23 protein-coding genes are annotated in these 21,261 nt (G+C 73.9%); 11 read left to right on the top strand and 12 right to left on the bottom strand.

Annotated elements, in window-relative coordinates; genetic code table 11:
* Nucleotides 1–100 precede the first annotated feature (100 nt).
* Nucleotides 101–1,363, bottom strand: coding sequence for a flavin-containing monooxygenase (locus tag ACIBNE_RS07475; protein ID WP_399270504.1), 1,263 nt, complete (start codon nucleotides 1,361–1,363; stop codon nucleotides 101–103).
* Nucleotides 1,364–1,582: 219 nt separating this feature from the next.
* Here ACIBNE_RS07475 and ACIBNE_RS07470 point away from each other — a divergent pair, with 219 nt between their 5' ends.
* Both ACIBNE_RS07470 and ACIBNE_RS07465 read left to right on the top strand, forming a co-directional pair.
* Nucleotides 1,583–2,035 (top strand): DoxX family protein, encoded by a 453-nt coding sequence (locus ACIBNE_RS07470; protein ID WP_399271257.1) that lies wholly within the window; start codon nucleotides 1,583–1,585, stop codon nucleotides 2,033–2,035.
* Nucleotides 2,032–2,469: a Zn-ribbon domain-containing OB-fold protein gene (locus tag ACIBNE_RS07465; protein ID WP_399270503.1), complete on the top strand. Its 438-nt coding sequence runs from the start codon at nucleotides 2,032–2,034 to the stop codon at nucleotides 2,467–2,469. The genes ACIBNE_RS07470 and ACIBNE_RS07465 overlap by 4 nt, the downstream gene beginning before the upstream one ends.
* Before the next feature lie 25 nt (nucleotides 2,470–2,494).
* Here ACIBNE_RS07465 and ACIBNE_RS07460 read toward each other — a convergent pair whose 3' ends face one another.
* On the bottom strand, nucleotides 2,495–3,151 hold the full coding sequence (locus ACIBNE_RS07460; protein ID WP_399270502.1) for a pyridoxal 5'-phosphate synthase: 657 nt from the start codon (nucleotides 3,149–3,151) through the stop codon (nucleotides 2,495–2,497).
* 97 nt (nucleotides 3,152–3,248) lie between these two features.
* Nucleotides 3,249–3,896, bottom strand: coding sequence for a TetR/AcrR family transcriptional regulator (locus ACIBNE_RS07455; RefSeq protein WP_399270501.1), 648 nt, complete (start codon nucleotides 3,894–3,896; stop codon nucleotides 3,249–3,251).
* A 155-nt stretch (nucleotides 3,897–4,051) separates the two neighbouring features.
* On the opposite strand from ACIBNE_RS07455, the gene ACIBNE_RS07450 reads away from it, so the two are divergent.
* Nucleotides 4,052–4,903, top strand: a complete 852-nt coding sequence (locus tag ACIBNE_RS07450; RefSeq protein WP_399270500.1) for an SDR family NAD(P)-dependent oxidoreductase — start codon at nucleotides 4,052–4,054, stop codon at nucleotides 4,901–4,903.
* Between the two features lie 143 nt (nucleotides 4,904–5,046).
* Here the strand turns inward: ACIBNE_RS07450 and ACIBNE_RS07445 are convergent, their stop codons facing one another.
* Nucleotides 5,047–6,216, bottom strand: coding sequence for a thiolase C-terminal domain-containing protein (locus ACIBNE_RS07445; RefSeq protein ID WP_399270499.1), 1,170 nt, complete (start codon nucleotides 6,214–6,216; stop codon nucleotides 5,047–5,049).
* 195 nt (nucleotides 6,217–6,411) lie between these two features.
* Between ACIBNE_RS07445 and ACIBNE_RS07440 the strand changes: the two genes are divergently transcribed.
* Together ACIBNE_RS07440 and ACIBNE_RS07435 are read left to right on the top strand one after the other, a co-directional pair.
* Nucleotides 6,412–7,683 carry an acyl-CoA dehydrogenase family protein gene (locus ACIBNE_RS07440; protein WP_399270498.1) on the top strand — a complete coding sequence of 424 codons (1,272 nt, stop codon included), beginning with the start codon at nucleotides 6,412–6,414 and terminating at the stop codon, nucleotides 7,681–7,683.
* Nucleotides 7,683–8,183, top strand: coding sequence for a nitroreductase family deazaflavin-dependent oxidoreductase (locus ACIBNE_RS07435; protein ID WP_399270497.1), 501 nt, complete (start codon nucleotides 7,683–7,685; stop codon nucleotides 8,181–8,183). Before ACIBNE_RS07440 ends, ACIBNE_RS07435 begins: the two co-directional genes overlap by 1 nt.
* Before the next feature lie 165 nt (nucleotides 8,184–8,348).
* On the opposite strand, the gene ACIBNE_RS07430 is transcribed toward ACIBNE_RS07435, so the two are convergent.
* Nucleotides 8,349–8,996: a TetR family transcriptional regulator gene (locus ACIBNE_RS07430; protein ID WP_399270496.1), complete on the bottom strand. Its 648-nt coding sequence runs from the start codon at nucleotides 8,994–8,996 to the stop codon at nucleotides 8,349–8,351.
* 380 nt (nucleotides 8,997–9,376) lie between these two features.
* On the opposite strand from ACIBNE_RS07430, the gene ACIBNE_RS07425 reads away from it, so the two are divergent.
* The gene (locus tag ACIBNE_RS07425) at nucleotides 9,377–10,198 is read left to right on the top strand and encodes a VOC family protein (protein WP_399270495.1); all 822 of its coding nucleotides are present in this window, start codon (nucleotides 9,377–9,379) and stop codon (nucleotides 10,196–10,198) included.
* Nucleotides 10,199–10,365: 167 nt separating this feature from the next.
* The gene (locus ACIBNE_RS07420; protein ID WP_399270494.1) at nucleotides 10,366–12,849 is read left to right on the top strand and encodes a PQQ-binding-like beta-propeller repeat protein; all 2,484 of its coding nucleotides are present in this window, start codon (nucleotides 10,366–10,368) and stop codon (nucleotides 12,847–12,849) included.
* Between the two features lie 427 nt (nucleotides 12,850–13,276).
* Here ACIBNE_RS07420 and ACIBNE_RS07415 read toward each other — a convergent pair whose 3' ends face one another.
* A complete protein-coding gene (locus ACIBNE_RS07415; RefSeq protein WP_399270493.1) occupies nucleotides 13,277–13,642 on the bottom strand; it encodes a hypothetical protein in 366 nt (121 codons plus the stop codon).
* Between the two features lie 138 nt (nucleotides 13,643–13,780).
* Here ACIBNE_RS07415 and ACIBNE_RS07410 point away from each other — a divergent pair, with 138 nt between their 5' ends.
* Both ACIBNE_RS07410 and ACIBNE_RS07405 read left to right on the top strand, forming a co-directional pair.
* A complete protein-coding gene (locus tag ACIBNE_RS07410; protein WP_399270492.1) occupies nucleotides 13,781–14,155 on the top strand; it encodes a PadR family transcriptional regulator in 375 nt (124 codons plus the stop codon).
* Complete coding sequence (locus ACIBNE_RS07405; protein WP_399270491.1) at nucleotides 14,152–14,736, top strand: HAAS signaling domain-containing protein; 585 nt, start codon at nucleotides 14,152–14,154, stop codon at nucleotides 14,734–14,736. The genes ACIBNE_RS07410 and ACIBNE_RS07405 overlap by 4 nt, the downstream gene beginning before the upstream one ends.
* A gap of 317 nt (nucleotides 14,737–15,053) precedes the next feature.
* Here ACIBNE_RS07405 and ACIBNE_RS07400 read toward each other — a convergent pair whose 3' ends face one another.
* The 4 genes from ACIBNE_RS07400 to ACIBNE_RS07385 form a co-directional block, all read right to left on the bottom strand.
* A complete protein-coding gene (locus ACIBNE_RS07400; RefSeq protein WP_399270490.1) occupies nucleotides 15,054–15,545 on the bottom strand; it encodes a hypothetical protein in 492 nt (163 codons plus the stop codon).
* A gap of 110 nt (nucleotides 15,546–15,655) precedes the next feature.
* A complete protein-coding gene (locus tag ACIBNE_RS07395; protein ID WP_399270489.1) occupies nucleotides 15,656–16,420 on the bottom strand; it encodes an enoyl-CoA hydratase/isomerase family protein in 765 nt (254 codons plus the stop codon).
* Nucleotides 16,417–16,854 carry a Zn-ribbon domain-containing OB-fold protein gene (locus tag ACIBNE_RS07390; protein ID WP_399270488.1) on the bottom strand — a complete coding sequence of 146 codons (438 nt, stop codon included), beginning with the start codon at nucleotides 16,852–16,854 and terminating at the stop codon, nucleotides 16,417–16,419. Before ACIBNE_RS07390 ends, ACIBNE_RS07395 begins: the two co-directional genes overlap by 4 nt.
* 5 nt (nucleotides 16,855–16,859) lie before the next feature.
* Nucleotides 16,860–18,008 (bottom strand): lipid-transfer protein, encoded by a 1,149-nt coding sequence (locus ACIBNE_RS07385; RefSeq protein WP_399270487.1) that lies wholly within the window; start codon nucleotides 18,006–18,008, stop codon nucleotides 16,860–16,862.
* Nucleotides 18,009–18,103: 95 nt separating this feature from the next.
* Here ACIBNE_RS07385 and ACIBNE_RS07380 point away from each other — a divergent pair, with 95 nt between their 5' ends.
* Together ACIBNE_RS07380 and ACIBNE_RS07375 are read left to right on the top strand one after the other, a co-directional pair.
* Nucleotides 18,104–19,720: a FadD3 family acyl-CoA ligase gene (locus ACIBNE_RS07380; protein WP_399270486.1), complete on the top strand. Its 1,617-nt coding sequence runs from the start codon at nucleotides 18,104–18,106 to the stop codon at nucleotides 19,718–19,720.
* A 95-nt stretch (nucleotides 19,721–19,815) separates the two neighbouring features.
* Nucleotides 19,816–20,208: a (2Fe-2S) ferredoxin domain-containing protein gene (locus tag ACIBNE_RS07375; RefSeq protein WP_399270485.1), complete on the top strand. Its 393-nt coding sequence runs from the start codon at nucleotides 19,816–19,818 to the stop codon at nucleotides 20,206–20,208.
* A 435-nt stretch (nucleotides 20,209–20,643) separates the two neighbouring features.
* Here ACIBNE_RS07375 and ACIBNE_RS07370 read toward each other — a convergent pair whose 3' ends face one another.
* Complete coding sequence (locus tag ACIBNE_RS07370; RefSeq protein ID WP_399270484.1) at nucleotides 20,644–20,823, bottom strand: hypothetical protein; 180 nt, start codon at nucleotides 20,821–20,823, stop codon at nucleotides 20,644–20,646.
* Nucleotides 20,824–20,942: 119 nt separating this feature from the next.
* Entirely contained in the window at nucleotides 20,943–21,188 is a 246-nt protein-coding gene (locus tag ACIBNE_RS07365) for a hypothetical protein (RefSeq protein ID WP_399270483.1), read from the bottom strand.
* Between the last annotated feature and the right edge of the window lie 73 nt (nucleotides 21,189–21,261).

Below are 21,261 nucleotides of genomic sequence, written 5' to 3'. Positions count from 1 at the left end.
CGCCCCCGGCCCCTTGGGCAATCAACCCGTGACCGGATCACCCCATCCACCCAGGGGCGCGGGGAACTGCGCAAAAAAACGGCCCCCCGGACCCGGGCCACTACGAGAGCGCCCGCGCCACCCGCGGCGCGTCCCGCGCGATCTCCCGCAGCATCCCGCTGATCGGGTTCGTGAACCCCACGAAGTGCAGCCCCGGCACCTTGGCCGCGCCCCGCGCCCGCGCCCGCGCCCGCGCCCCCGTCCTCACCCCCGCCCCCGCCCCCGCGCGCACCGCGCGCCCCGCGCCCCGCACCACGGGCAGTCCCCGCGCGTCGAGCACCCCGAGGTGTCCCACCAGCGCTTCGAGCCCCCGTTCGTACCCGGTCGCCGCGATCACCGCGTCGGGCGCGATCCGGGACCCGTCCGCGAGCACCACCTCGCCGCCCTCGAATGAGTCGACCGCCGCGACCGGCTCGACCTTCCCCTTCCGCACCGCGTCGACCAGCCCGACGTCCTGCACCGGGATCGCCCCCTCCCGCGCCCGGGAGTACAGGCCGTGCGAAGGCCGCGGCAGCCCGTACTCCGAAAGGTCCGGCACCGACACGCGGCTCACCACGTTCCCCGCCCGGTCCACCAGGCCGACCGGCAGCCGCCGCACGAGGATGCCGGTGCGTTGCGCGGGCCAGCCCGCGGTGGAGCGGCGCAGGATGTACGGGGGCGTGCGCACCGCGAGCCGCACCCGCGCCGCACCCCCTTCCGCGAGGTCCGCCGCGATCTCCGCGCCGGTGTTGCCGACGCCGACGACGAGGACGTCCCGGCTGGCGTACGGGCGGGGGTTGCGGTACGCCGACGCGTGCGTCAACTCCCCGGTGTACTCCTCGCGTCCGGCCCAGTCGGGGACTTTCGGCGTGTGGTTGTACCCGGTGGCGACGACCACCGCCCGACCGGTCAGCTCCCGTCCCCCGCTGGCCCGGAGCAGCCAGTCGCCGGAGCCCGCTCCCGCCCCCGCCCCCGCCCCTGCCCCCGCCTCCGGGCCAGGCGCGGGCTCGATGCGGGAGACCTCGACCCCGGTGACGACGTCGAGCGAGTGGTGCTCGACGTACTTCTCCAGGTACCGGACGACGTCGTCGCGCGCCACCCAGCGCCCGAAGCGGCGCGGCATCGGCAGGCCGGGCAGCGCGGAGAGCCGCCGCGTGGTGTGCAGCCGCAGCCGGTCGTAGTGGCCCCGCCAGGACGCGGCGACGTCCCCCGACTTCTCCAGCACGACGACCCGGACGCCCCGCGCGCGCAGCGCGGCCGCGGTCGCGAGTCCGGCGGGCCCGCCGCCGACGACGTAGACGGGGCGTCCGTCGGTGCGGTCCAGGCGGTCCAACTCAGCGGTCATGAGCCGTGAGCGTAACCGCGTGACTACTTGATGGGTATCGGACAAGGAGGGATCCGGTTGCGAATTGATCACGCACAGCCACCGTACGGCCACCGCACAGCCATCACACGGCCGCCGAGCGCCGGTCGCGCCCCGGCTCTTGCGCGGCGCGCCCCCGTCCGCTGAACTGACGTACCGTCAGATTCATTGAGGGAGATTGAGGGAGAGCGGGACCCGACCATGCAGACGATCTGGCTCGCCGGCGCCGAATGGGGCGCCGTACTCCGCATCGGACTCGGCCTGTGGTGGCTGGAGAGTTGGCGGCACAAGGACAGGAAGGGCTGGTTCGAGCGCGGCACCGGCATCGCCTGGGCCGCGGACGTCGCGGCCAAACACCGCTGGGAGCTGGTGCGCAGCGGCTTCGACACGGTCGTCCGGCCCCGCCCGAAGACGATGGCGTACGTCGTCGTGTACGCGGAACTCGCCCTGGGACTCGGCCTGGTGGCCGGCCTCCTCACCCCCGTCGCCCTCGTCGGCGGGCTGCTCCTCAACCTCCTCTACCTCGTCCTGATGATCCACGACTGGGCCGAGCAGGGGCAGAACGCGATGATGGCGCTGATCTCGCTGGTCGCGCTCTTCACGATGTCCTGGCAGACCTGGTCGCTGGACGACGCGCTGGGACTCTTCACGTGAGCGGGGAGCAGGGGAAGAGTCGGGGGCGGGGGAGCGCGGCGGTCCCGGACGTCGACGCCTTCACCCGTACGTACTGGGAGGCCGCCGCCGGGGGCGAGCTGCTGATCCGCCGCTGCCGCGCCTGCGGACGGGCCCACCACTACCCCCGGGAGTTCTGCCCGCGCTGCTGGAGCGAGGAGGTGGAGTGGGAGCGGGCGAGCGGGCGCGCGGTGCTCTACACCTGGTCGGTGGTGCACAGGAACGACCTGCCGCCGTTCGGCGGGCGCGTCCCGTACGTCGCCGCGGTGGTCGACCTGGCGGAGGGGCCGCGCATGATGACGGAGGTGGTGGGGGTCGCGGAGGAAGAGTTGGAGATCGGCATGGAGCTACGGGTGGAGTTCCGGGCGGAGGAGGGCATGACGGTCCCGGTCTTCACCAAAACCGCCGAGGGCTAGGCCTGGGGCCTGCCGGGCCCCGTGCTCACGGCCAGAGCAACTCCTGTGTCCAGGCGTCGCCTTCGCGCCGGTAGCGCAGGCGTACGTGGCGGCGGTGGGCGTCGCCCTGGAAGAACTCCACCTCGACGGGGTCCAGTACGTACACCGTCCAGCTCTCCGCGCGCGCGTCGGGCTCCGCCTGGGCGCGGGCCCAGGCGGCGGCGGAGGCCTTCGCCAACTCCTCCTCGCTGCCCAGCGCCTCGCTCTGCCGCCCCACCAGCGCGGAGGCCAGCGCGCCCGTGGAGCGGGCGTGCAGGTCCGCGTACGCCTCCTGGGGCGTACCCGCCGCGACCGCGCCGCGCAGCCGGACCTGGCGTCCGCGCGCGGCCCAGTAGAAGTGCAGCGCGGCGTGCGGGGCGGCGGCCAGCTGGCGGCCCTTCGCGCTGCCCGCGTGCGAGGCAAAGTGCCAGCCGCGTTCGTCGGCGTCGTGCAGCATCAGGGTGCGCGCGTCGGGCCGCCCCTCGGCGTCCACCGTCGCGAGCGTCATGGTGTGCGGCTCGGCCTGCCCGGCAGCGGCGGCGTCCAGGAACCACTCCTTGAAGAGGGGGAGGGGCGTCGGTGGTGCGGTGGCGGGGGTGAGGGAGGGGAGGGGGACGTCCCAGACGCGGAGGGCGTGCAGTACGGAGTGGAAGTCATCGGCCATGCGCCGATTGTCGCGCGGGGCACGCGGCGCGGGGTGCGGGGCGCGGGGCTCGGGGCACGCGGCGCGGGGGCGCGTCCCGGCCCCGTGGCGGTCGGCGTCAGGCCGCGTCCTCGGGGCCGGGCAGCGGCCCCTGGCCCGGCTGGGCGCGGAGCCCGTCGAGGACGATCGCCAGATAGCGTCGCCACGTCCCGGACGGCTGCTCCCCGGGCAGCGACAGGACCGCGTCGATCATCGCGGCGATCGGCGCGATGTCGTCCTCGGTGACACCGGCGCGCAGCGTGCCCTCGGCGTGGGCGCGCGCCACGAGGTGCGCGCAGTGCGCTGCGATCTCCTGCCGTGCGCGCAGGGGGCCGATGCCCTCGACGGCGCCCTGGCGCATCAGTTCGCGCAGCCCGCGGTTGTCCGCGGCGCGCGCCAGGGCCCTTTCGAGGAACTCGGCCAAGGCGCCGAAGGCGTCGCCCTCGCCCCGGGGCCCCCGGGCCTCCCTGGCCATCGCCGCGATCTCGTCGAGCTCTTCGCCGAAGACGGCCTCGGCGAGCGCCTGCTTGTCGGGGTACTTCCGGTAGACGGTGCCGACCCCCAGGCCCGCGTGGTGCGCGACGTCGTTGAGGGTGGCCCGCAGGCCCCGTGCGGCGAAGACCTCGCGCCCGGCCCGGAGGATCCGCCGGCGGTTGAGTTCCGCGTCCCGCCGCAGCGGTCGCCCGCCTGCCGCGGCGGCTTCCCCGGCCTCCGACTGACTGCCCATGAACGACTCCTCGCGGCGACCCGAACGAACCGGATAGGTGATATCCGCTTCCATGGTACGGTCCCAGAAAAGCGGATACGCCTTATCCGCATAGCGATTCGGGGGTACCGGGCCGCACGGCTGCCGTCCGGGCCCGAGAGGGAGGGGATCCAGGGATGCGGACCGTGGTCATCACCGGGGGCACGGACGGACTCGGCAAGGGGCTCGCCCTGCACTACCTGCGGCAGGGGGCGCGCGTGATCGTCGTCGGCAGCACTCCCGCCAAGGGGGAGGCGCTCCTGGCGGAGGCGGCGGCCGTCCCGAGCGACGGCCACGTCACCTTCTTACGGGCGGACCTGACGTCGGTCGCGGCGACCGGGGGAGTCGTCGCCGGGATAAAGGGCGCCTGCTCATCGGTCGACAAACTCGTCCTGTGCGCCCAGCGGTACCGCCTCTTCGGCCCCCGCGCGGTCACGGACGAGGGGCTGGAACACAGCTTCGCGCTCTCCTATCTGAGCCGGTTCCTCCTGAGCCACGGTCTGCGCGACGTGCTGGAGGCCGCGCGGCGACCCGTCATCATGAACGTCGGGACTCCCGGCGTCCCCCTGGGCCGGATCCACTGGGACGATCCGCAACTCGCGCGGCGCTACGGCGGCACCAAGGCCACCTTGCAGTCCTTCCGCGCCAACGACCTGCTGGGCGTCGCCTTCCCCGCCGTACACGCCGACACCCGGATCCGCTACGTCGGCTACAACCCCGGCGTCGTGGCGACCGGCATGCCGGACCACCTCCCGCAGCCGCTGCGCACGCTCACCAAGGCGTCCTTCGCCGTGCTCGCCACCTCCGTGGCCAAGGCCGTCGCCCCGATGGCCCGGCTGCTGGACGCACCGCCTGCCGAACGGTTCACCGCGCATCGCGGCAAGCGCGAACTTCCGCTCAAGGGAAAGCCGTTCGACCCGGACGCCGCGATGCGGCTGCACCGTCTCACCGAAGACCTGTTGCGCGACCTGCCCGTACGGCGCACGTGACCGGGGAAGGCGGGGGGCCGATGCGCGGGGCGGGAGCGAGGCGCCCGGGAGCGCGGAGCCCACTCCGACGCGCCCGGCCCCGTACCTCCGCCCCCGGACCCGTACCCCTGCCTCCGGTCCCGTACCTCCGCCCCCGTACCCCGCTATCCCCTCCCCAGCACCACCGTCCCCGACGAGCAGAACCAGCCGCCCGTCCCCGACGCCACCCCCACCTCGGGGAGTCCGCCGCCCGACCCGCGCACCTGCCGGGCCCCCGCCTCGCCCCGTAGCTGCCGCACCGCTTCCACCAGGAGGAACAGGCCCCGCATCCCCGGGTGGCACGCGGAGAGGCCGCCGCCGTCCGTGTTCACCGGCAGCTCGCCGTCCCGCAGCAGGCGGCCCTTCTCCACGAACGCCCCGCCCTCCCCCTTCGCGCAGAAGCCGAGGTCCTCCAGCGTCACCAGCGTCATGTACGTGAACGCGTCGTAGACCTCCGCGAAGTCGACGTCACCCGGCCGCACCCCCGCGCGCTCGAAGGCGAGGCGGCCGCTCACGGCGGCGGGGGAGACCGTGAAGTCGTCCCACTCGGACATCGTGGCGTGCGAGACGTGCTCGCCGGTGCCGAGGATCCACACCGGCGCCTTCGCCGTGTCGGGCACGCGGTCCTCCGCGACGAGCAGCACCGCGCAGCCCCCGTCGCTGCGGACGCAGCAGTGCAGCTTGGTGAACGGGTCGGCGACGACCGGGCCGCCCAGCACGTCGTCGACCGTGATCGGATCCCGGAACATCGCATCCGGGTTCGCCCCCGCGTTCGCCCGTGCCTGCACCGCCACCTGCGCCAACTGCTCGATCGTCGTGCCGTATTGGTGCATGTGGCGGCGCGCGGCCATCGCGTACTTCGCGATGAGGGTGTGGCCGTACGGCACCTCGAACTGGAGCGGTCCGTGCGCGCCGAACGAGAGGTTCGAGGTGCGGCGACCGGCCTTGACGTCGGCGCGCGCGGTGGAGCCGTACACGAGGAGCACCGCGTTCGCGTGCCCGGCCGCGATGGCGTCGGCGGCGTGCGCGGCCATCACTTCCCAGGTGGCGCCGCCGACGGAGGTGGAATCGACCCAGGTGGGGCGCAGCCCCAGGTACTCGGCGACCTCCACGGGCGCGAGCGTGCCGAGCCCCGCCGACGCGAACCCGTCGACGGCGCTCCGGTCGAGCCCGGCGTCCGCGAGGGCCCGGCGCGCGGCCTGGGCGTGCAGTTGGTAGGGGGTGGCGTCGTCCACGCGACCGGTGTCGGAGAGGGCTATGCCTGCGACGGCGACTCTGCGGCGGGGTGAGGACATAGATCTGACGGTACATCAGATACGGTCGACAGGGGTCGTGTGCACGGTGGTTCGCGTACGCCGGGGCTCTGGGCATCTCGCCCGCTCCCACCTAATATGACGCCCCGTCAGATCCCGGCCGCGCCGGATCCCAGCTCCGACAGATCCCGGCTCCACCAGATCTCAGCTCCGCCAGGCCTCAGGGAAGGAACGCCCATGGACGCCGCCTTCACCGTCGAACAGGACGAGATCCGCCGCACGCTGCGCGAGCTCCTCGCGAAGCGCTGCGGGCCCGACGACGTCAGGGCGGCCGTCGCGACCGGCCCAGGCCACGACGCCGCGCTGTGGCGGGAGTTGGCGCGCGACCTCGGGCTGCCGGGGCTCGCGGTTCCGGAGGCGTACGGCGGCGTCGGCTGCACCGCCACCGAGCTGGCCCTCGCCTGCGAGGAGACCGGGCGCGCCCTCCTGCCCTCCCCGCTCCTCGCCACCGCCTGCCTCGTCGCGCCCCTGGTCCTCGCCCTGGGCACCGAGCCGCAGCGCACCTCCCTGCTGCCGCGCATCGCGGCCGGCACCCTCACCGCCGCCCTCGCCGTCCCCGGCGCGTCCCTCGCCACCGCCCTCGGGCTGACCGGCGACAACGCCCGCGGCGACTGGGCGGGCGGCGGGCGCGCCGGGGGCGTGCAGGCACGGCGGCAGGGCGACGCGTGGACGCTGTACGGGGAGGTGGACCAGGTACTCGACGGGCACTGCGCTGACCTGCTGCTCGTCGCCGCCCACGCCGGAGGCTTCCCCCGGAGCCGTACGCTGCTCTTCCTCGTCCGGGCGGACGCCACCGGCCTCACCCGCACCCGTCTCACCGCCCTCGACGCGACCCGCCCCCAGGCCCGCGTCGAACTCCGCGACGTGGCGGCGCGGTTGCTGGGCGCGGAGGACACCCCGGAAGCGGTCCCGGAGGAGGCCCCGAAGGCGGTCCGGGGCGCCGCCCCTGAGGCCACCGCCCCTGAGTCCGCTGCCCCCGCCCCCGTCCTCGCCGCCCTCGCAGCCGTCGGCCGCACCGCCTCCGCCGCCCTCGCCGCCGAGGCCGTCGGTGCCGCCTCGCACGCGCTCGACGGGACCGTCGCGTACGTCAAGGAGCGCGAGCAGTTCGGGCGGCCGATCGGCTCCTTCCAGGCGGTCAAGCACCGCCTCGCCGACCTGTACGTACGCGTCCAGGCGGCCCGCTCCGCCGCGTACTACGCCGCCTGGGACCCGACGGAAGGGCCCCTCGCGCTCGCCACCGCCGTCGAGGCGCTGCGCGTCACCACGGGCGAGGCGATCCAGTTGCACGGCGGCATCGGCTTCACCTGGGAGCACGAGGCGCACCTCTACTTCAAACGGGCCGCGTCCGACGAGCTGCTCTTCGGCCCTGCCCACCGCATCCGCGAGCGCGCCGCCGACCTCGCGGGCCTGTTCCACGAGGCGGCCGTCCGATGCCCAGGGGCCGTCTGATGCCCCGGGGCCTGCGCCTCGTGCAGAAGGTCTCATCGACCCGGCTGTTCGCGCGGACCGCGCCGCACTTCGTGCCCGCACTCGACCGCGCCGTGCACCGCCTCACGCGCGGCCGGGTGCTGCCGAGCGCCCGGATGCTGCCCGGCGTCGTGCTCACCGCGCGCGGCGCCCGCAGCGGGCTGCCCCGGGCGACCCCGCTGGCCTGCATGCCGCAGGAGGGGCCCGACGGGACGGCCGGCACCTGGATCCTGATCGGCTCCAACTTCGGCCGTCCGGGTCATCCCGCCTGGACGGGCAACCTGCTCAAGCATCCCGACGCGGAGATCAGTTGGCGGGGCCGCGACGTCCCGGTCCGCGCGCGGCTGCTGGCGGGGGAGGAGCGGGCGGCGGCGTGGCGGGCGGTGCTGGCGTTCTGGCCGCCGTACGCGACGTACCAGTCGAGGATCGAGCGCGAGATCAGGCTGTTCCGCCTGGAGCGGAGGGACCCGCCGGCCCCGTAGCCCCGCCTGCCCCGGCTCCGCCCTCCACGGCCCCGCCCGGCGCCTCCCTCCCCTGCCCCGCCCTGCCCAGCCCTCCCCGGCTCCGGACAGCAGAGCGCCGACGGGGGTACCGCGGTCGCGGTACCCCCGTCGGCGTGACAGGAGCGCCCGTAGCTGCTGCGCCGACTACTTCGTCGGCTTCTTGCCCGTGATGCCCAGGTGGACCAGGAGCGCCAGGTTCGGCTTGAGCTCGGCCTGCTTGACGCCCCAGGTCTGGAACCCCTTCTGGTGGGAGGCCACCGCCGCGAGCATCGCGACCAGGGAGCCCGCCATGGCGGCCGGGCTGACGTCCTTGTCGACCTTGCCCTTGGCCTGGAGTTCCTTCACCGCGTCCGTAAGGGAGTTGGTGACGGAGTTCAGGATCTTCATGCGGATCTTGTAGAACCGCTTGTCGCCCTCGGCCGCGCCGAGGTCGACGACCCGCAGGATCGCGTCGTTCCGGCGCCAGAAGTCGAGGAAGCCGTCGACGAGTTCTTCGGCGGTCTGCCATCCGGCCTTGCCGACCCAGGAGCGCCCGGCGACCAGTTCGGTCAACCCTGCGCCTTCCTTGGCCATTTCCTCGGCGATTTCGAGAACGGCGCCCTCGACGTCCGGGAAGTACTGGTAGAACGTCGCAGGCGAAGTCCCGGCCTTCCGGGCCACGTCGATGACTTTCACGTCCCGGTACGGGGACGAGCTGAGCATCTCGCTGAGGCAGTCGAGCAGCTTCTGCCGCGTCGCCTGCCCGCGCCGACCGGCCACGCGGCCGTCGACGGTGCGTACTTGTCCTGTCATGCCGTCAGCTTACCGAGGGGTGATCGGAGCGCGATTCGGCCGACTGCAAATGGGGACATGCGCATGCGCTACGGGGCATCAAAGGCATCAGCCGCATCAAAGCCAACGGCTGCCATCACCTGTCATCACCCCCCAATGCGGCCCATCGCATACGGCAATGGGCATCGGGCCTATTCATTCCATCCGGCGCATCCGTGATATCCATCGGGCCGGTGAATTCCGGTTCTCCCCGTGCGGCGGGTCCGCTGTGGAAGAAGCGGCCGGACGGCCGGTCTTATCAACAGCCTGTGGACAACTTCGGTGGACAACCGCACGGCGCGGCGGTCAAATGTTCTATTTGTTCCGCTGCGGGGAACGCGCGACGCCGTTAGCTTGATGACATGGCCCCACAAACGGAACATTCGGAACTCCCGGTGTTCACCGAATCCACCCCCTGCTGGGTGGACGTCACGCTGCCCGACCTCGCGGCGGGCAAGCGCTTCTACGGGGAGCTGTTCGGGTGGTCCTTCGCCGACGAGGTGAACGAACCGCACGCCAGGTTCGCGGACGCCCTCAGCGGCGGCAGGCGGGTCGCCGCCCTCGCCGCCAAGCGCGACGGGCGCATGCCCACGGCCTGGGGCGTCTACTTCGCCACCTCCGACGCCGGGGCCGCCGCCGCCCGGGTCCAGGAGGCGGGCGGCCAGGTCGTCACCGCCCCGCTGCCGGTCGGCGGCGCCGGGGTGATGGCCCAGTGCGCCGACCCGGGCGGCGCGGTCTTCGGGCTGTGGCAGGCCGGGGAGCGCACCGGCTTCGAGAAGTGGCGCGAGCCCGGCTCCTTCTGCTGGGCCGAGGTGTACGTACGGGACAAGGCGAGCGCCGACCCCTTCTACGAGGAGGTCTTCGGCTTCCAGGGCACCGACCTGCCGCCCGACGAGCTGGGCGTGGGCGTCGACTTCCGCATGTGGTCCCCGGCCGGGACCGACCCCGGGCCCGACAGTGCGGTCGGCGGGCGCAGCGTCTTCGACGACGCCTTCCCGCTGGAGATGCCGGGGCACTTCCTGGTCTACTTCGCCGTCGACGACTGCGACGCGGCCGTGGCGAGTGCCGTGCGCCTCGGCGGCCGGGTCACCACGCCCCCCTTCGACATTCCGTACGGCAGGGCGGCCGTGCTCCACGACGACCAGGGTGCCTCTTTCGCCGTACTGGCCGAACCGCGATCCTGAACGGGTGACCGATACGGGATGAGACACCCCATTCCGTACCCGGGTTCGCAACCGCCGCCCCGGACAGGAAGAATCGGGGGTGCGCACCGCCGGGTGGTGCCCAGCGGTGAGACGCGGCACGGGGCCGTCTCGGAGCACGGTCCTTACGGGGAGGCAGGTAGCAGGCGATGGAGCAGCTGACGCAGCATGATCCGAGGCGCATCGGCCCGTTCGAGGTGCTGGGGCGGCTCGGCGCCGGTGGCATGGGCCTGGTCTACCTCGCGCGCTCCGCGTCCGGGCGCAGAGTGGCCATCAAGACGGTGCGGACCGAGCTCGCCGAGGACCAGTTGTTCCGCCACCGCTTCTCCCGCGAGGTCGAGGCGGCGCGGGCGGTCTCCGGCTTCTACACGGCGGCCGTCGTGGACGCCGACGCCAAGGCGGCCGTGCCCTGGCTGGCCACCGCCTACGTCCCGGCGCCCTCGCTCGAAGAAATAATCAACGAGTGCGGGCCGCTGCCCGCCCAGGCCGTGCGCTGGCTCGCCGCGGGCATCGCCGAGGCCCTGCAGTCCATCCACGGGGCGGGCCTGGTCCACCGCGACCTCAAGCCGTCCAACGTCCTCGTCGTCGAGGACGGGCCGCGCGTCATCGACTTCGGCATCGCGTCCGGCGTCTCCAACACCCGGCTGACCATGACCAACGTCGCCGTCGGCACGCCCGCGTACATGTCGCCCGAGCAGGCCCGCGACTCCCGCAGCGTCACCGGCGCCAGCGACGTCTTCTCGCTGGGCTCCACGCTCGTCTTCGCGGCCACCGGCCACGCCCCGTACCACGGCGCCAACCCGGTCGAGACGGTCTTCATGCTGCTGCGCGAGGGCCCCGACCTGGCGGGCCTGACCGACGAGCTGCGCCCGCTCATCGAGTCCTGCATGCAGATGGACGCGACGCGCAGGCCCACGCCCGAGGACCTCCAGGCGCAGCTCGCGCCGCACCTCTTCGCGGCGGGCGGCGACGACACGGGCACCGTGGCGGCGTGGCTGCCGCACCGGGCCACCGCGATGATCGAGGAGCGGCGCGGCGGCGGACGCACCCGGGCGCCCGAGCAGGGGCGCGGCGGCGCGTCGGGGCAGTCCAGGTCGCAGCGCAGGCCGACCGACCCGCGTCCGGGCCAGGGCCCCGGTCACGGCCAGGGCCCCGGTCAGGGCGGGGCGGTTCCGCCGCCTCCGCCGCAGGCCCCGCCCGTGCGGCCGTCCCACGCCCCGTCCCACGCCCCGGGGCGCGCCCCCGCCCACGCGTCGGTCCACGCCCCGTCCCACGCACCCGCGGGCGGCCCGGTGCGGCTGCCGGGCGCGCAGGTTCCGATCGGTCCCGGCCCCCGGGTCGCGGACGGGCAGGCGCGCGGCCGGGTGGGCTCGGAGCCCGCGCCCGCTTCGGGCTGGGTGCGTCCGCCGGGCGGCGGCCCCGCGGGCGGCGACCCGGCCCCCGTACCGCAGCCGACGCGGGCCCCCGGCGCCGCCGGTGCCGCCGGGGCCCAGGCGCCGTCGTCACCCGACCGGTGGCGGCCGTGGCGGTTCCGCATGTCGAACGACGTGTGGGGGACCCCGGTCGTCGAGGGCGACCTGCTGTACGTCACGTCCTTCGAGGTCCACGCGCTGGACGTGGCGAGCGGCCGGCGCCAGTTCAAGACGCGGGACGTCGCCTGGGCCATGGCGGTCTCCGGCGGCCGCATCCACGCCTCCGACGGCCCCTCGCTGTACGCGCTGGACGCCACGACCGGCGCCGAGCGCTGGCGCCTCCAGACGGACGCCTGGGTGTACGCGCTCAAGGTCGACCGGGGCACGGTCGTCACCGGGACGCGCGGCGGCGGCGTACAGGCGTGGGAGGCCGCGAACGGCGAGAAGCTGTGGGAGGCCACCGGCGCCCAGACCGACTTCGAGACGCCCGAGGCGGGGCCCGTCATCCACGACGGCACCGTCTACCTGTGGCGCGACGCCCGCCTGTGGGCCCTCGACGCGCGCACGGGCGCGGACCGCTGGTCGTACCCGATCGGCGACGCGGCGTCCTGCGGCGGCGTGCCGGTCCGGGTCACCCCGGCGGAGGACGGCTACGTGTACGTGGCGGCCGGCACCCGCGTCCTCGCGATCGACATCGGGTCGGGCCACGTCCGCTGGCACTTCGAGGCGCCCGCGGTCTTCCTCTGCCCCCCGACGTTCGTCCCCGGCCCCGCGGTGACCGGCGGCGGCGTGTACATCGCCGACTACCTCGGCACGGTGTACGCGCTGGACGCGGCCAACGGCAAGGACCGCTGGCGCATCGCGACGGAGTCCCGGCAGTCGGTGGAGCCGGTGCTGGTGGCCGGGGGCCATGTGTACGTGGGCAGCGGCAGCGCGCTCTACACGCTGGACGCGGTCTCGGCCACCCCCAAGTGGCGCTTCGCCGCGGGCGGCGAGGTGGTCGGGGCGCCGGTGGTGGCGGACGGCCGGGTGCACTTCGGCTCCGCGGACCACGTGCTGTACACGCTGGACGCGGTGGGCGGGCAGCTGCGCTGGAAGCTCTCCACGGGCGGCGAGATCACGGGCTCGCCCGTGGCTAAGGGGGGCGTGGTGTACGCGTGCAGCAAGGACCGGTGCGTGTACGCGCTGGACGCGGTGAAGGGTACGGGTACGGGGCGGTAGCGGGCGGGGCCCGCGGGGCGGGGTGCTCTTGGGGTCCCGTTGCCCGGGGGTGCCGTTTTTTGCGCGGCACGGGGTGCGGGGGCCTCTGGGGGTCCCGTTGCCCGGGGGCGGCGTTTTTTGCGCGGCACGGGGTGCCCGGTCCTCTTGGGCCCCGTTGCCTCGGGGTGCCGTTTTTGCGCCCACGCGGCGGAGCCGCACATCGATACAGCCCCGCGCCCCTAGGGGGATGGGGTGATCCGGTCACGGGTTGGTTGCCCGAGGGGCCGGGGGCGCTCCAGGGTGCACTCCTCGGATCACGAGCCGTGGCCGTTTCCAGTCCTGGATAGCCCCGGTCTTGGCTCGTGCTCCTGCGGGGAGCACCCCTCCGACCCCCACCCCGGGGGAACGGAGAGGTGCCCGCAGGACACGGCCCTCGCGGAGGCCTACGTCAGCACTGTTCGGAGACGCCGCCCGTCTCGTTGCCGTTGAGCAGGCCGCCCCAGATCCACTCCTCCGGGCCGAGCTTGACCCACTTGTTGTGGGAGACGCCGTTGGCGCTGACCCAGCCGCCTTCCTTCCAGCAGAGGCCGGTCGAGGTGAATCCCGCGGCCACGGGGTAGTTGATGTCGTGGTCCGTGGACGGCCCGTATCTGACGTTCCCGTTGATCCAGGTCGTCACTATGGAGCTCTGGACGCCCGTGCTGCCGGGCTGCGGTGCGGCGGTGGCGGGGGCCGTCATGGCGGTGGCCACGAGCACCCCCGCCCCGATCGCCGTGACCAGTCCGGTCGTGGTCCGCTGATGCCTGATGCGCATGAGTTCCCTCCGAACGAGGCTCCGGGCCGTACCGGTCGGGCACGGCCCGACGGTATCCATGCTCACTGCAACCACTTCCGACACCTCCGCCCCCCCTGAATTTCCGCATCACTTGCGCCGCCTGGTATCTTGCATCGCATGGAACCAGGTGATTCGACCAAGCAGGCCCGCGCAGCCGCCCAGCTGCGCAAGGGCGTGCTGGAGTACTGCGTACTCGCCCTGATGAGGGACAGGCCCCGCTACGGCGTCGAGCTGCTCCACGCGCTGGAGGAATCCGGGGCGCTGGCCACCAGTCAGGGCACCGTCTACCCGCTGCTCTCCCGGCTCCGCCGCGAGGACCTGGTCACCACCACCTGGCAGGAGTCCACCTCGGGACCGCCCCGCCGCTACTACGCGCTCACCGACAGCGGCCGGGCCGCACTGGACGAGTTCACCCGCGTCTGGCCGGGATTCCGCGATGCCGTCGACGCCTTCCTGACCACCCCCCACCCCATCCCCGGAGCCCGCTCATGAAGACCACCGCCGACCCCGTACGCGACTACCTCGCCGCCGTCGAGCGCGAGGCCTCCGCGCTCCCCGCCGACCGCCGCCAGGAGCTCCTGGCGGACCTCGCCGAGCACATCGAGGTGACCCGCGCGGAGCGCCCCGAAGCGGCGCTCGGCGAGGTGCTCGCGGAGCTGGGGGATCCCCGTACGATCGCGGCGACCGCGCTCGCCGAGGCGGGCGGGGCGGCTCCCGCACGGCGGGGGAAGGTGCACCCGGCGGTGCCGCTGCTGCTGCTCACGGTGCCGTTCGCCCTCCTGGCGGCGCTCAACCACTTCGTCGTCGGGGACTTCTCCGGGCTGGAGATCATCGGCGTTCTGGCCCGCATCACCGGGGCGGTGCTCCTGTGCACCTCGGTGTACTGGACCGTCGTGCAGAAGGTCGTCGGCGCGGTGTTCACCGCGGTGCTGCCCATGGTGGGCGCGTACGTCTGGAACGAGACCACGGTGGCGCCCGCGGGCGAGCTCCCGACGCTCTGGGCGAACCTGATCGCGTTCACGGTGATCCTCGCCGCGACGGGCTGGCTCTGGCGGGTCCGCCGCCGCGCATAGCCCGCGAGGGCCGTGTCCTCCGGGCGCCCCGGCTCCCCGGGGTGGGGGTCGGAAGGGTGCTCCCCGCAGGAGCACGAGCCAAGACCGGGGCTATCCAGGACTGGAAACGGCCACGGCTCGTGATCCGAGGAGTGCACCCTGGAGCGCCCCCGACCCCTCGGGCACCCAACCCGTGACCGGGTCACCCCATCCCCCTAGGGGCGCGGGGAACTGCGCAAAAAACGCCGCCCCCGTGCAACGGGAACCCAAAGAGCGCGCTGCCCCCGGGCAGGACGGCACCCCCGAGGCAACGGGGCCCGAGGGCGCGACGCCCACCGCTACCGCCACCCGTCCAACGTGGGCACCCCCGTGGGCGCCGACACCTCATCCGACGGGTCCACCCGTCCACGCCCCGCCATCACCACCGCCCCCAGCAGCACCGCCACGCCCCCACCCACCGCCCCCGCGACCCCGGCCCCCAGGCCCGAGCCGTCGCCGCTCACCACCAAGCTGCCCTCGGCCATCCCCACCCGGACCATCCACAGCACGGCGAACCCGACGCACGCCACCCCCGCGAGCGCCACCACCCACCGCCGTCGCAGCAGCAGTCCCACCACCGTCAGCAGCGCCACGAAGGCGAACGGCAGGAAGAGCGATCCAGGCAGGGACCCCGGCAGTGAACCGGCCCGGCTCCCTACGTCGCCGCCGAACAGGCCCTCGATCCGGTAGGTCCGTCCGAGGCGGCCGTCGTACCAGGCACGGAAGGGGCTCAGGACGGCGGCCGCCGCTCCACAGAGAGCGAGGAGCCCGCCGAGGACGTTGCGGATCATCCCGGCACCTCCTGGTTCGGCTCTCGATCATGACGCTACGCCCGGTGCGCAGCACCCGCCACCAGGGCCGGACCGCCCCTACGAACCCCGCCACCAGGGCCGGACCGCCGCTACGAACCCCGCCGCCGCCCCGCGAACAGCTCCGCCTGCCGTTCCGCCGACGCGTTGCCCAACGCGATCAGCAGCGGCGCCTGCGCCACCGCGTGCGCCCGCGCGGCCTCCCGCGCCGACCACACCGCCCGCACCGTCCCCTGCACCGCCTCCGTCGGGTGCGACGCCACGATCCGCGCCGCCCGGACCGCCGCCTCCTCCGCGCCCCCCGGCGCGGTCAGCTCCGAGACCAGGCCGATCTCGTACGCGCGCCGCGCCCCGAGCCTCTCCGCCGTGCCCATCAGGGCCATCCGGGCGATTTCCCCCAGCGGCATCCGCTGGGCCATCGAGATCGCCTCGTACGCGCTGACCATGCCGTACGTCGTGTGCGGGTCGAAGAACGACGACGTCTCCGACGCCACCACGAACTCGCTCTCGCCGATCAGGTAGAACGCCCCGCCGCACGCCATGCCCTCGACCGCCGCGACCACCGGCTTCCACAGGTCGTTCGCCTTCGGGCCGATCGTCAGGAGCGGATCGTCGACGCTGTACGGGGACGAGGGCTGCGGCACCTCCGCCGTACGGTCGATCCCCGTGCAGAACGCCTTGCCCCCGGCCCCGGTCAGCACCACCGCCCGTACCGCGTCGTCGTACCTCAACTCCTGCCACACGCGGGTCAGTTCACCGGCCATCGCCAGGTCGATCGCGTTGTGCCTCGCCGGGCGGTCCAGGGTCACGACTGCGACCCCGGTCTTCTCCTCGACGGCCAGCCGCACCCCGCTCACGGCCGCTCCAGCAGCCAGCACGGCAGGAACAGCCCGTCCCCCGCCTCCCGGAAAGCCACCCGCACCGCGGCCCCGATCCGCAGCCGCGCCGGGTCGACCGAGTTCAGTGCCGCGCCCGGCGCCGCGACGACGTTGCCGACGAGCCGGACGCGCGGCGCGTCCACCGGCTCGACGAGCACCGCGTTGTACGGGGCCTGCGCGGCGTACGCGGGCAGCAGCGGCGGATGCGGCAGCACGTACGACCAGATCCGGCCCCGCCCGCTCAGGCGGCACCATTGGCTGTCGAACGACTGGCAGTGCGGGCAGCACGGGCGCGGCGGGAAGCGCGGCTCGGCGCAGGAGCCGCACGTCTGGACGCGCAGTTCGCCGCGCGCCGCGTACTCCCAGAACGGGGCGCCGTCGTCGTCCACGACGGGCAGCAGAAGGGCATCCATACCGGTCAACTCCTCAGCAGCAGCGCGGAAGTGGGCACCCCTTCGCCCGCCGTCACCAGGCACGTCGCCGCGCCAGGGACCTGGGCGGTGCTGCTGCCGCGCAGCTGCTTCACGCCCTCGGTGATGAGGTTGAAGCCGTGGACGTACGCCTCGCTGAGGCCGCCGCCCCCGGTGTTGAGCGGCAGCCGCCCGCCGCTCTCCAGCGCGCCGCCCTCGGTGAAGGCCGCGCCCTCGCCCCTGGCGCAGAAGCCGTACCCTTCGAGGGAGAGCGGGATCAGCGGGGTGAACGCGTCGTAGATCTGCGCGACGTCCACGTCGTCGGGGCCGAAGTCGGCCTGTTTCCACAGCTGTCGGGCCGCCGTCCACGCGGGGCCCGTCAGCGGGTCGTCGTTCCAGTAGTTGACCATCCCGTGGTGTTGGGCGGGCAGGCCCTGGGCGACGGAGTGGACGTACACCGGCGCGCGGCGGCAGTCGCGGGCGCGTTCGGCGGAGACCACCACGCACGCCAACGCCCCGTCCGTTTCGAGGCAGTTGTCGAAGAGGCAGAGCGGTTCGCTGATCCACCGGGAGGTCATGTACATCTCGCGGGTCAGCGGGCGCTCGTACATGATCGCGGCGGGGTTCTGGTTGGCGCGGTTGCGGCAGGCGAGGGCGACGTTGAAGAGGTGGTCGCGGGTCGCGCCGTACTCGTGCATGTAGCGCCTGGCCAGCATGCCGATCTCGTCGGCGGGGCGCAGCAGCCCGAAGGGGCGGGTCCACTGGGCGGGCGTGGGGAGCTGGACGGCGGTGTTCTTCCAGGGGCGCGGGCCGCTGCCGCGCTTGCGCGAGCGCCAGGCGACGCCGACCGAGGCCTGTCCGGTGGCGATCGCGGCGGCGAGGTGGGCGACGGTGGCGCACGAACCGCCGCCGCCGTAGCCGACCTTGGAGAAGAAGGTGACGTCGCCCGCGCCGATCGCCTTGGCGACCTCGACCTCGTCGGTCTCCTCCATGGTGTACGAGGCGAAGGCGTCGACCTCGCCCGCCGCGATCCCCGCGTCGTCGAGCGCGGCGGTGATCGCGCGGCAGGCCAGCGCCTTCTCGGATTCCGGGAGTCGTTTGGCGAAGGCGGTCTGGCCTATCCCGACTATCGCCGTCGCGTCCTTCAGCGTGCCCACCGGCGGCACCTCCGCGCTCGTCGTGACTGCTGACAGCCGCGAAGGCTACAGCTAATCTGACGGATAGTCAGCTACCGCGTGCGGGAGGGAAAGCGATGGCCGAAGACACCTCAGCTCCCGGGGACGCGCTTCCCCTGGACGCGCTTCCCTGGGACACGGTCCCGGAGTTGGTCCGCTGGTCCGCCGCGCGCCACGGCGACCGGGAGGCGGTCGTCGAGGGCCGGACCCGCGTCTCGTACGCGGAGCTGGGCGAGCGCGTCGAGCGCGCCGCCGCCGCGTGCGTCGCCTCCGGAGTCGAGCCGGGCGACCGGGTCGCGGTCTGGGCGCCCAACACCCTGGACTGGATCGTCTGCGCGCTCGGCGCGGTGGGCGCGGGCGCGGTCCTCGTCCCGCTCAACACCCGCTTCAAGGGCGCCGAGGCCGCCGACATCCTGGCCCGCTCCCGCGCCAGGCTGCTCTTCGTCACCGGCACCTTCCTCGGCACCTCCTACGTCGCCTCGCTGCGCCGCGCGGCCGTCCCCCTGCCGCACCTGGAACGGGTCGTGGTGCTCTCCGACTCGGCCCCCGACGAGTACCTGACCCGGAAGGACTTCCTGGCGTCCGGGGAAGGGGTGTCGGCCGCCGAGGTGCGGGCCAGGGCGGCGGAGGTCACCGCCTCCTCGCCCTCCGACATCGTCTACACCTCGGGCACCACGGGCGCCCCCAAGGGCGTGGTCGTCACGCACGCCCAGACCCTGCGCGGCTACGCGATCTGGTCGGAGCTGGCGGGCCTGCGCGAGGGCGACCGCTATCTGATCGTGAACCCGTTCTTCCACACCTTCGGCTACAAGGCGGGCATCATCGCCTGCCTGATGCGCGGCGCGACGATGATCCCGCAGCCCGTCTTCGACGTGGACGCGGTCCTGGCGAACATCGCGGCCGAGCGCGTCTCCGTGCTGCCGGGACCGCCCACCCTCCACCAGTCGCTCCTTGACCACCCGGCCCGCGCCGCGCACGACCTGAGCGCGCTGCGCCTGGTGGTGACCGGCGCCGCGGTGGTTCCGCTGCGGCTGGTCGAGCGGCTGCGCGGCGAGCTGGGGGTGGGCACGGTCCTCACCGCGTACGGCCTCTCCGAGGCGAGCGGCATCGTCACGATGTGCCGCAGGGGCGACGACCCGGAGGTGATCGCCGCGACCTCGGGCCGCGCGATCCCGGGCACGGAGGTGCGGGTCCTGGCCGGCGCGGGGGAGGGGCCGGCGGCTCCCGGCGAACCGGGCGAGATCCTGGTGCGCGGGTTCAACGTGATGAGCGGCTACTTCGAGGACGCGGCCCAGACCGCGCGGGTCATCGGCGCGGACGGCTGGCTGCGCACCGGGGACGTCGGCGTCCTCGACGCGGCGGGCAACCTGCGCGTCACGGACCGGATCAAGGACATGTTCATCGTGGGCGGCTTCAACGCCTACCCGGCGGAGATCGAGCGGCTGCTCGGCCTGCACCCGGGCATCGCGGACGCGGCGGTGATCGGCGTCCCGGACGCGCGGCTCGGCGAGGTCGGCAGGGCGTACGTGGTGCGGCGGCCGGACGCGGAGGCGCTGACGGCGGACGACGTGATCGCCTGGGCGCGGCGGGAGATGGCGAACTTCAAGGTGCCCAGGGAAGTGGAGTTCGTCGCCGAGCTGCCGCGCAACGCGAGCGGAAAGGTCGTGAAGGGTGCGCTGAGGGCACGGTGTTGAGCGGCGGGAGGTACGCCTAGGCTGGCCCCTGACCTGCCGGTCCTTGTCCGGTCCGCAGGACCCGAAGCCGCCGCCGACCCCGAGGACGTCGCCCCATGAAGCACGCCCGCCCCGCTCCCGCCGCCCCGCGCCCGACCGTGAGCGTGTGCCGCGACTGCTGCTGCGGCACGTACAAGGTGCCGGGCGTCGACCACGCCGCGCAGCTCGCGGGCCTGAAGTCGGCGCTCGCGGAGGTCGCGACGGTGCGGCGGACGGACTGCCTGGACGCGTGCGAACGCGCCAACGTGATCGTGGTCCAGCCCTCGCCCGAGGGCCGCAGGGCGGGCGGGCGCCCGGTCTGGCTGGGGCTGGTGAACGACCCGGACGCGGCGGACGACATAGCCGACTGGGTCCGTGCGGGCGGTCCCGGGCTGGCGGACCCGCCGGGGATCCTGGAGCTGTACGAGTTCACGCCGACGCGCCGGATGCGCCAGGAACTGGGCAACTAGCCCGGTAGGCCCAGGCAGGCCCAGGCAGGTCCCGGTGGGTTCGGGCAGGCCCCCGTACGCACGAGTGGGCCGCGCGGGCCCCGACCCGCGCGGCCTCCGCATCCCCCGATGCGGGCCCTCGTGATTCCCTCGTGGTCCGCGTCCCCCGACACGGGCCACGATGACCCGCGTCCCCCGACACGGATCCCGTGCTCACCCGACGACCCGCGTCCCCCGACACGGGCCCCGGTCCCCCGTTCCTCCCTCCCCCGATTCCCCCGTTGTTCCCCCGTGGTTCCCCCGTTCCCGCGCGCCCCGTCTCCCCCGTGCGCGCGGCCCCCGTACGTTTCCCCCGTGGTCCGCACCCCCCCGATGCGGGCCCCGTTCCCCCGTGCTTCCCCCGTCGTTCCCCCGTGCCCGCGTCCCCCGACACGGGCCCCCGTCGGCCCTTGCCCGCTAGGGGCGGTGGCCGTCCGCGGGCGGTCCCGCCTGCACGCCGGTGCCGCCGGTGACCGCCGAGTCCCGCGGAGGGGCGGGCTGGTGGCTGTCGGCCGCTGCCGACTGCGTCATGGCCACGGCCACGGCGACCGCACCGGCCAGTACCAGCGCGACTAACGTCTTCTTCTTACGGGTCATGCGGAACTCCAGGAATGAGCGAGGCGTGCGGGGAGTTCGACGGCTCGTGGCGGCCGCGACGGCTTCCCCTCCGCGCCGCCGCGGCCGCACCCCCGTCGAGGTGTGGGTGGGTGTGGCGGTCAGTCGTTCGGCGGGCTGGGCCGGTGGCTGTCGTCCTGGACGGTGACGTCCGTGGGCGCGATGGGCCGGTGGCTGTCCTTGGGCGCGATGGGCCGGTGGCTGTCCTGCGGGACGATCGGCCGGTGGCTGTCCTGCGGAACGATGGGACGGTGGCTGTCCGCCTGGACGACGATGTCCGCCGGCGGGCTGGGCCGGTGGCTGTCGCCCTGGACGACCGCCTCGTCCTTCCCCGTGATCTCGCTCATGTTCTTGCTCCCCTGGATAACAGTGTTGGGACGTGAGTGCCCGGTCGACAACTCCCCCGAGGGTCGTCGACCG

It is taken from the genome of Streptomyces sp. NPDC050504 (genome assembly GCF_044458065.1).
GTDB lineage: Bacteria > Actinomycetota > Actinomycetes > Streptomycetales > Streptomycetaceae > Streptomyces.
This window is presented reverse-complemented; position numbering and strand designations above follow the sequence as displayed.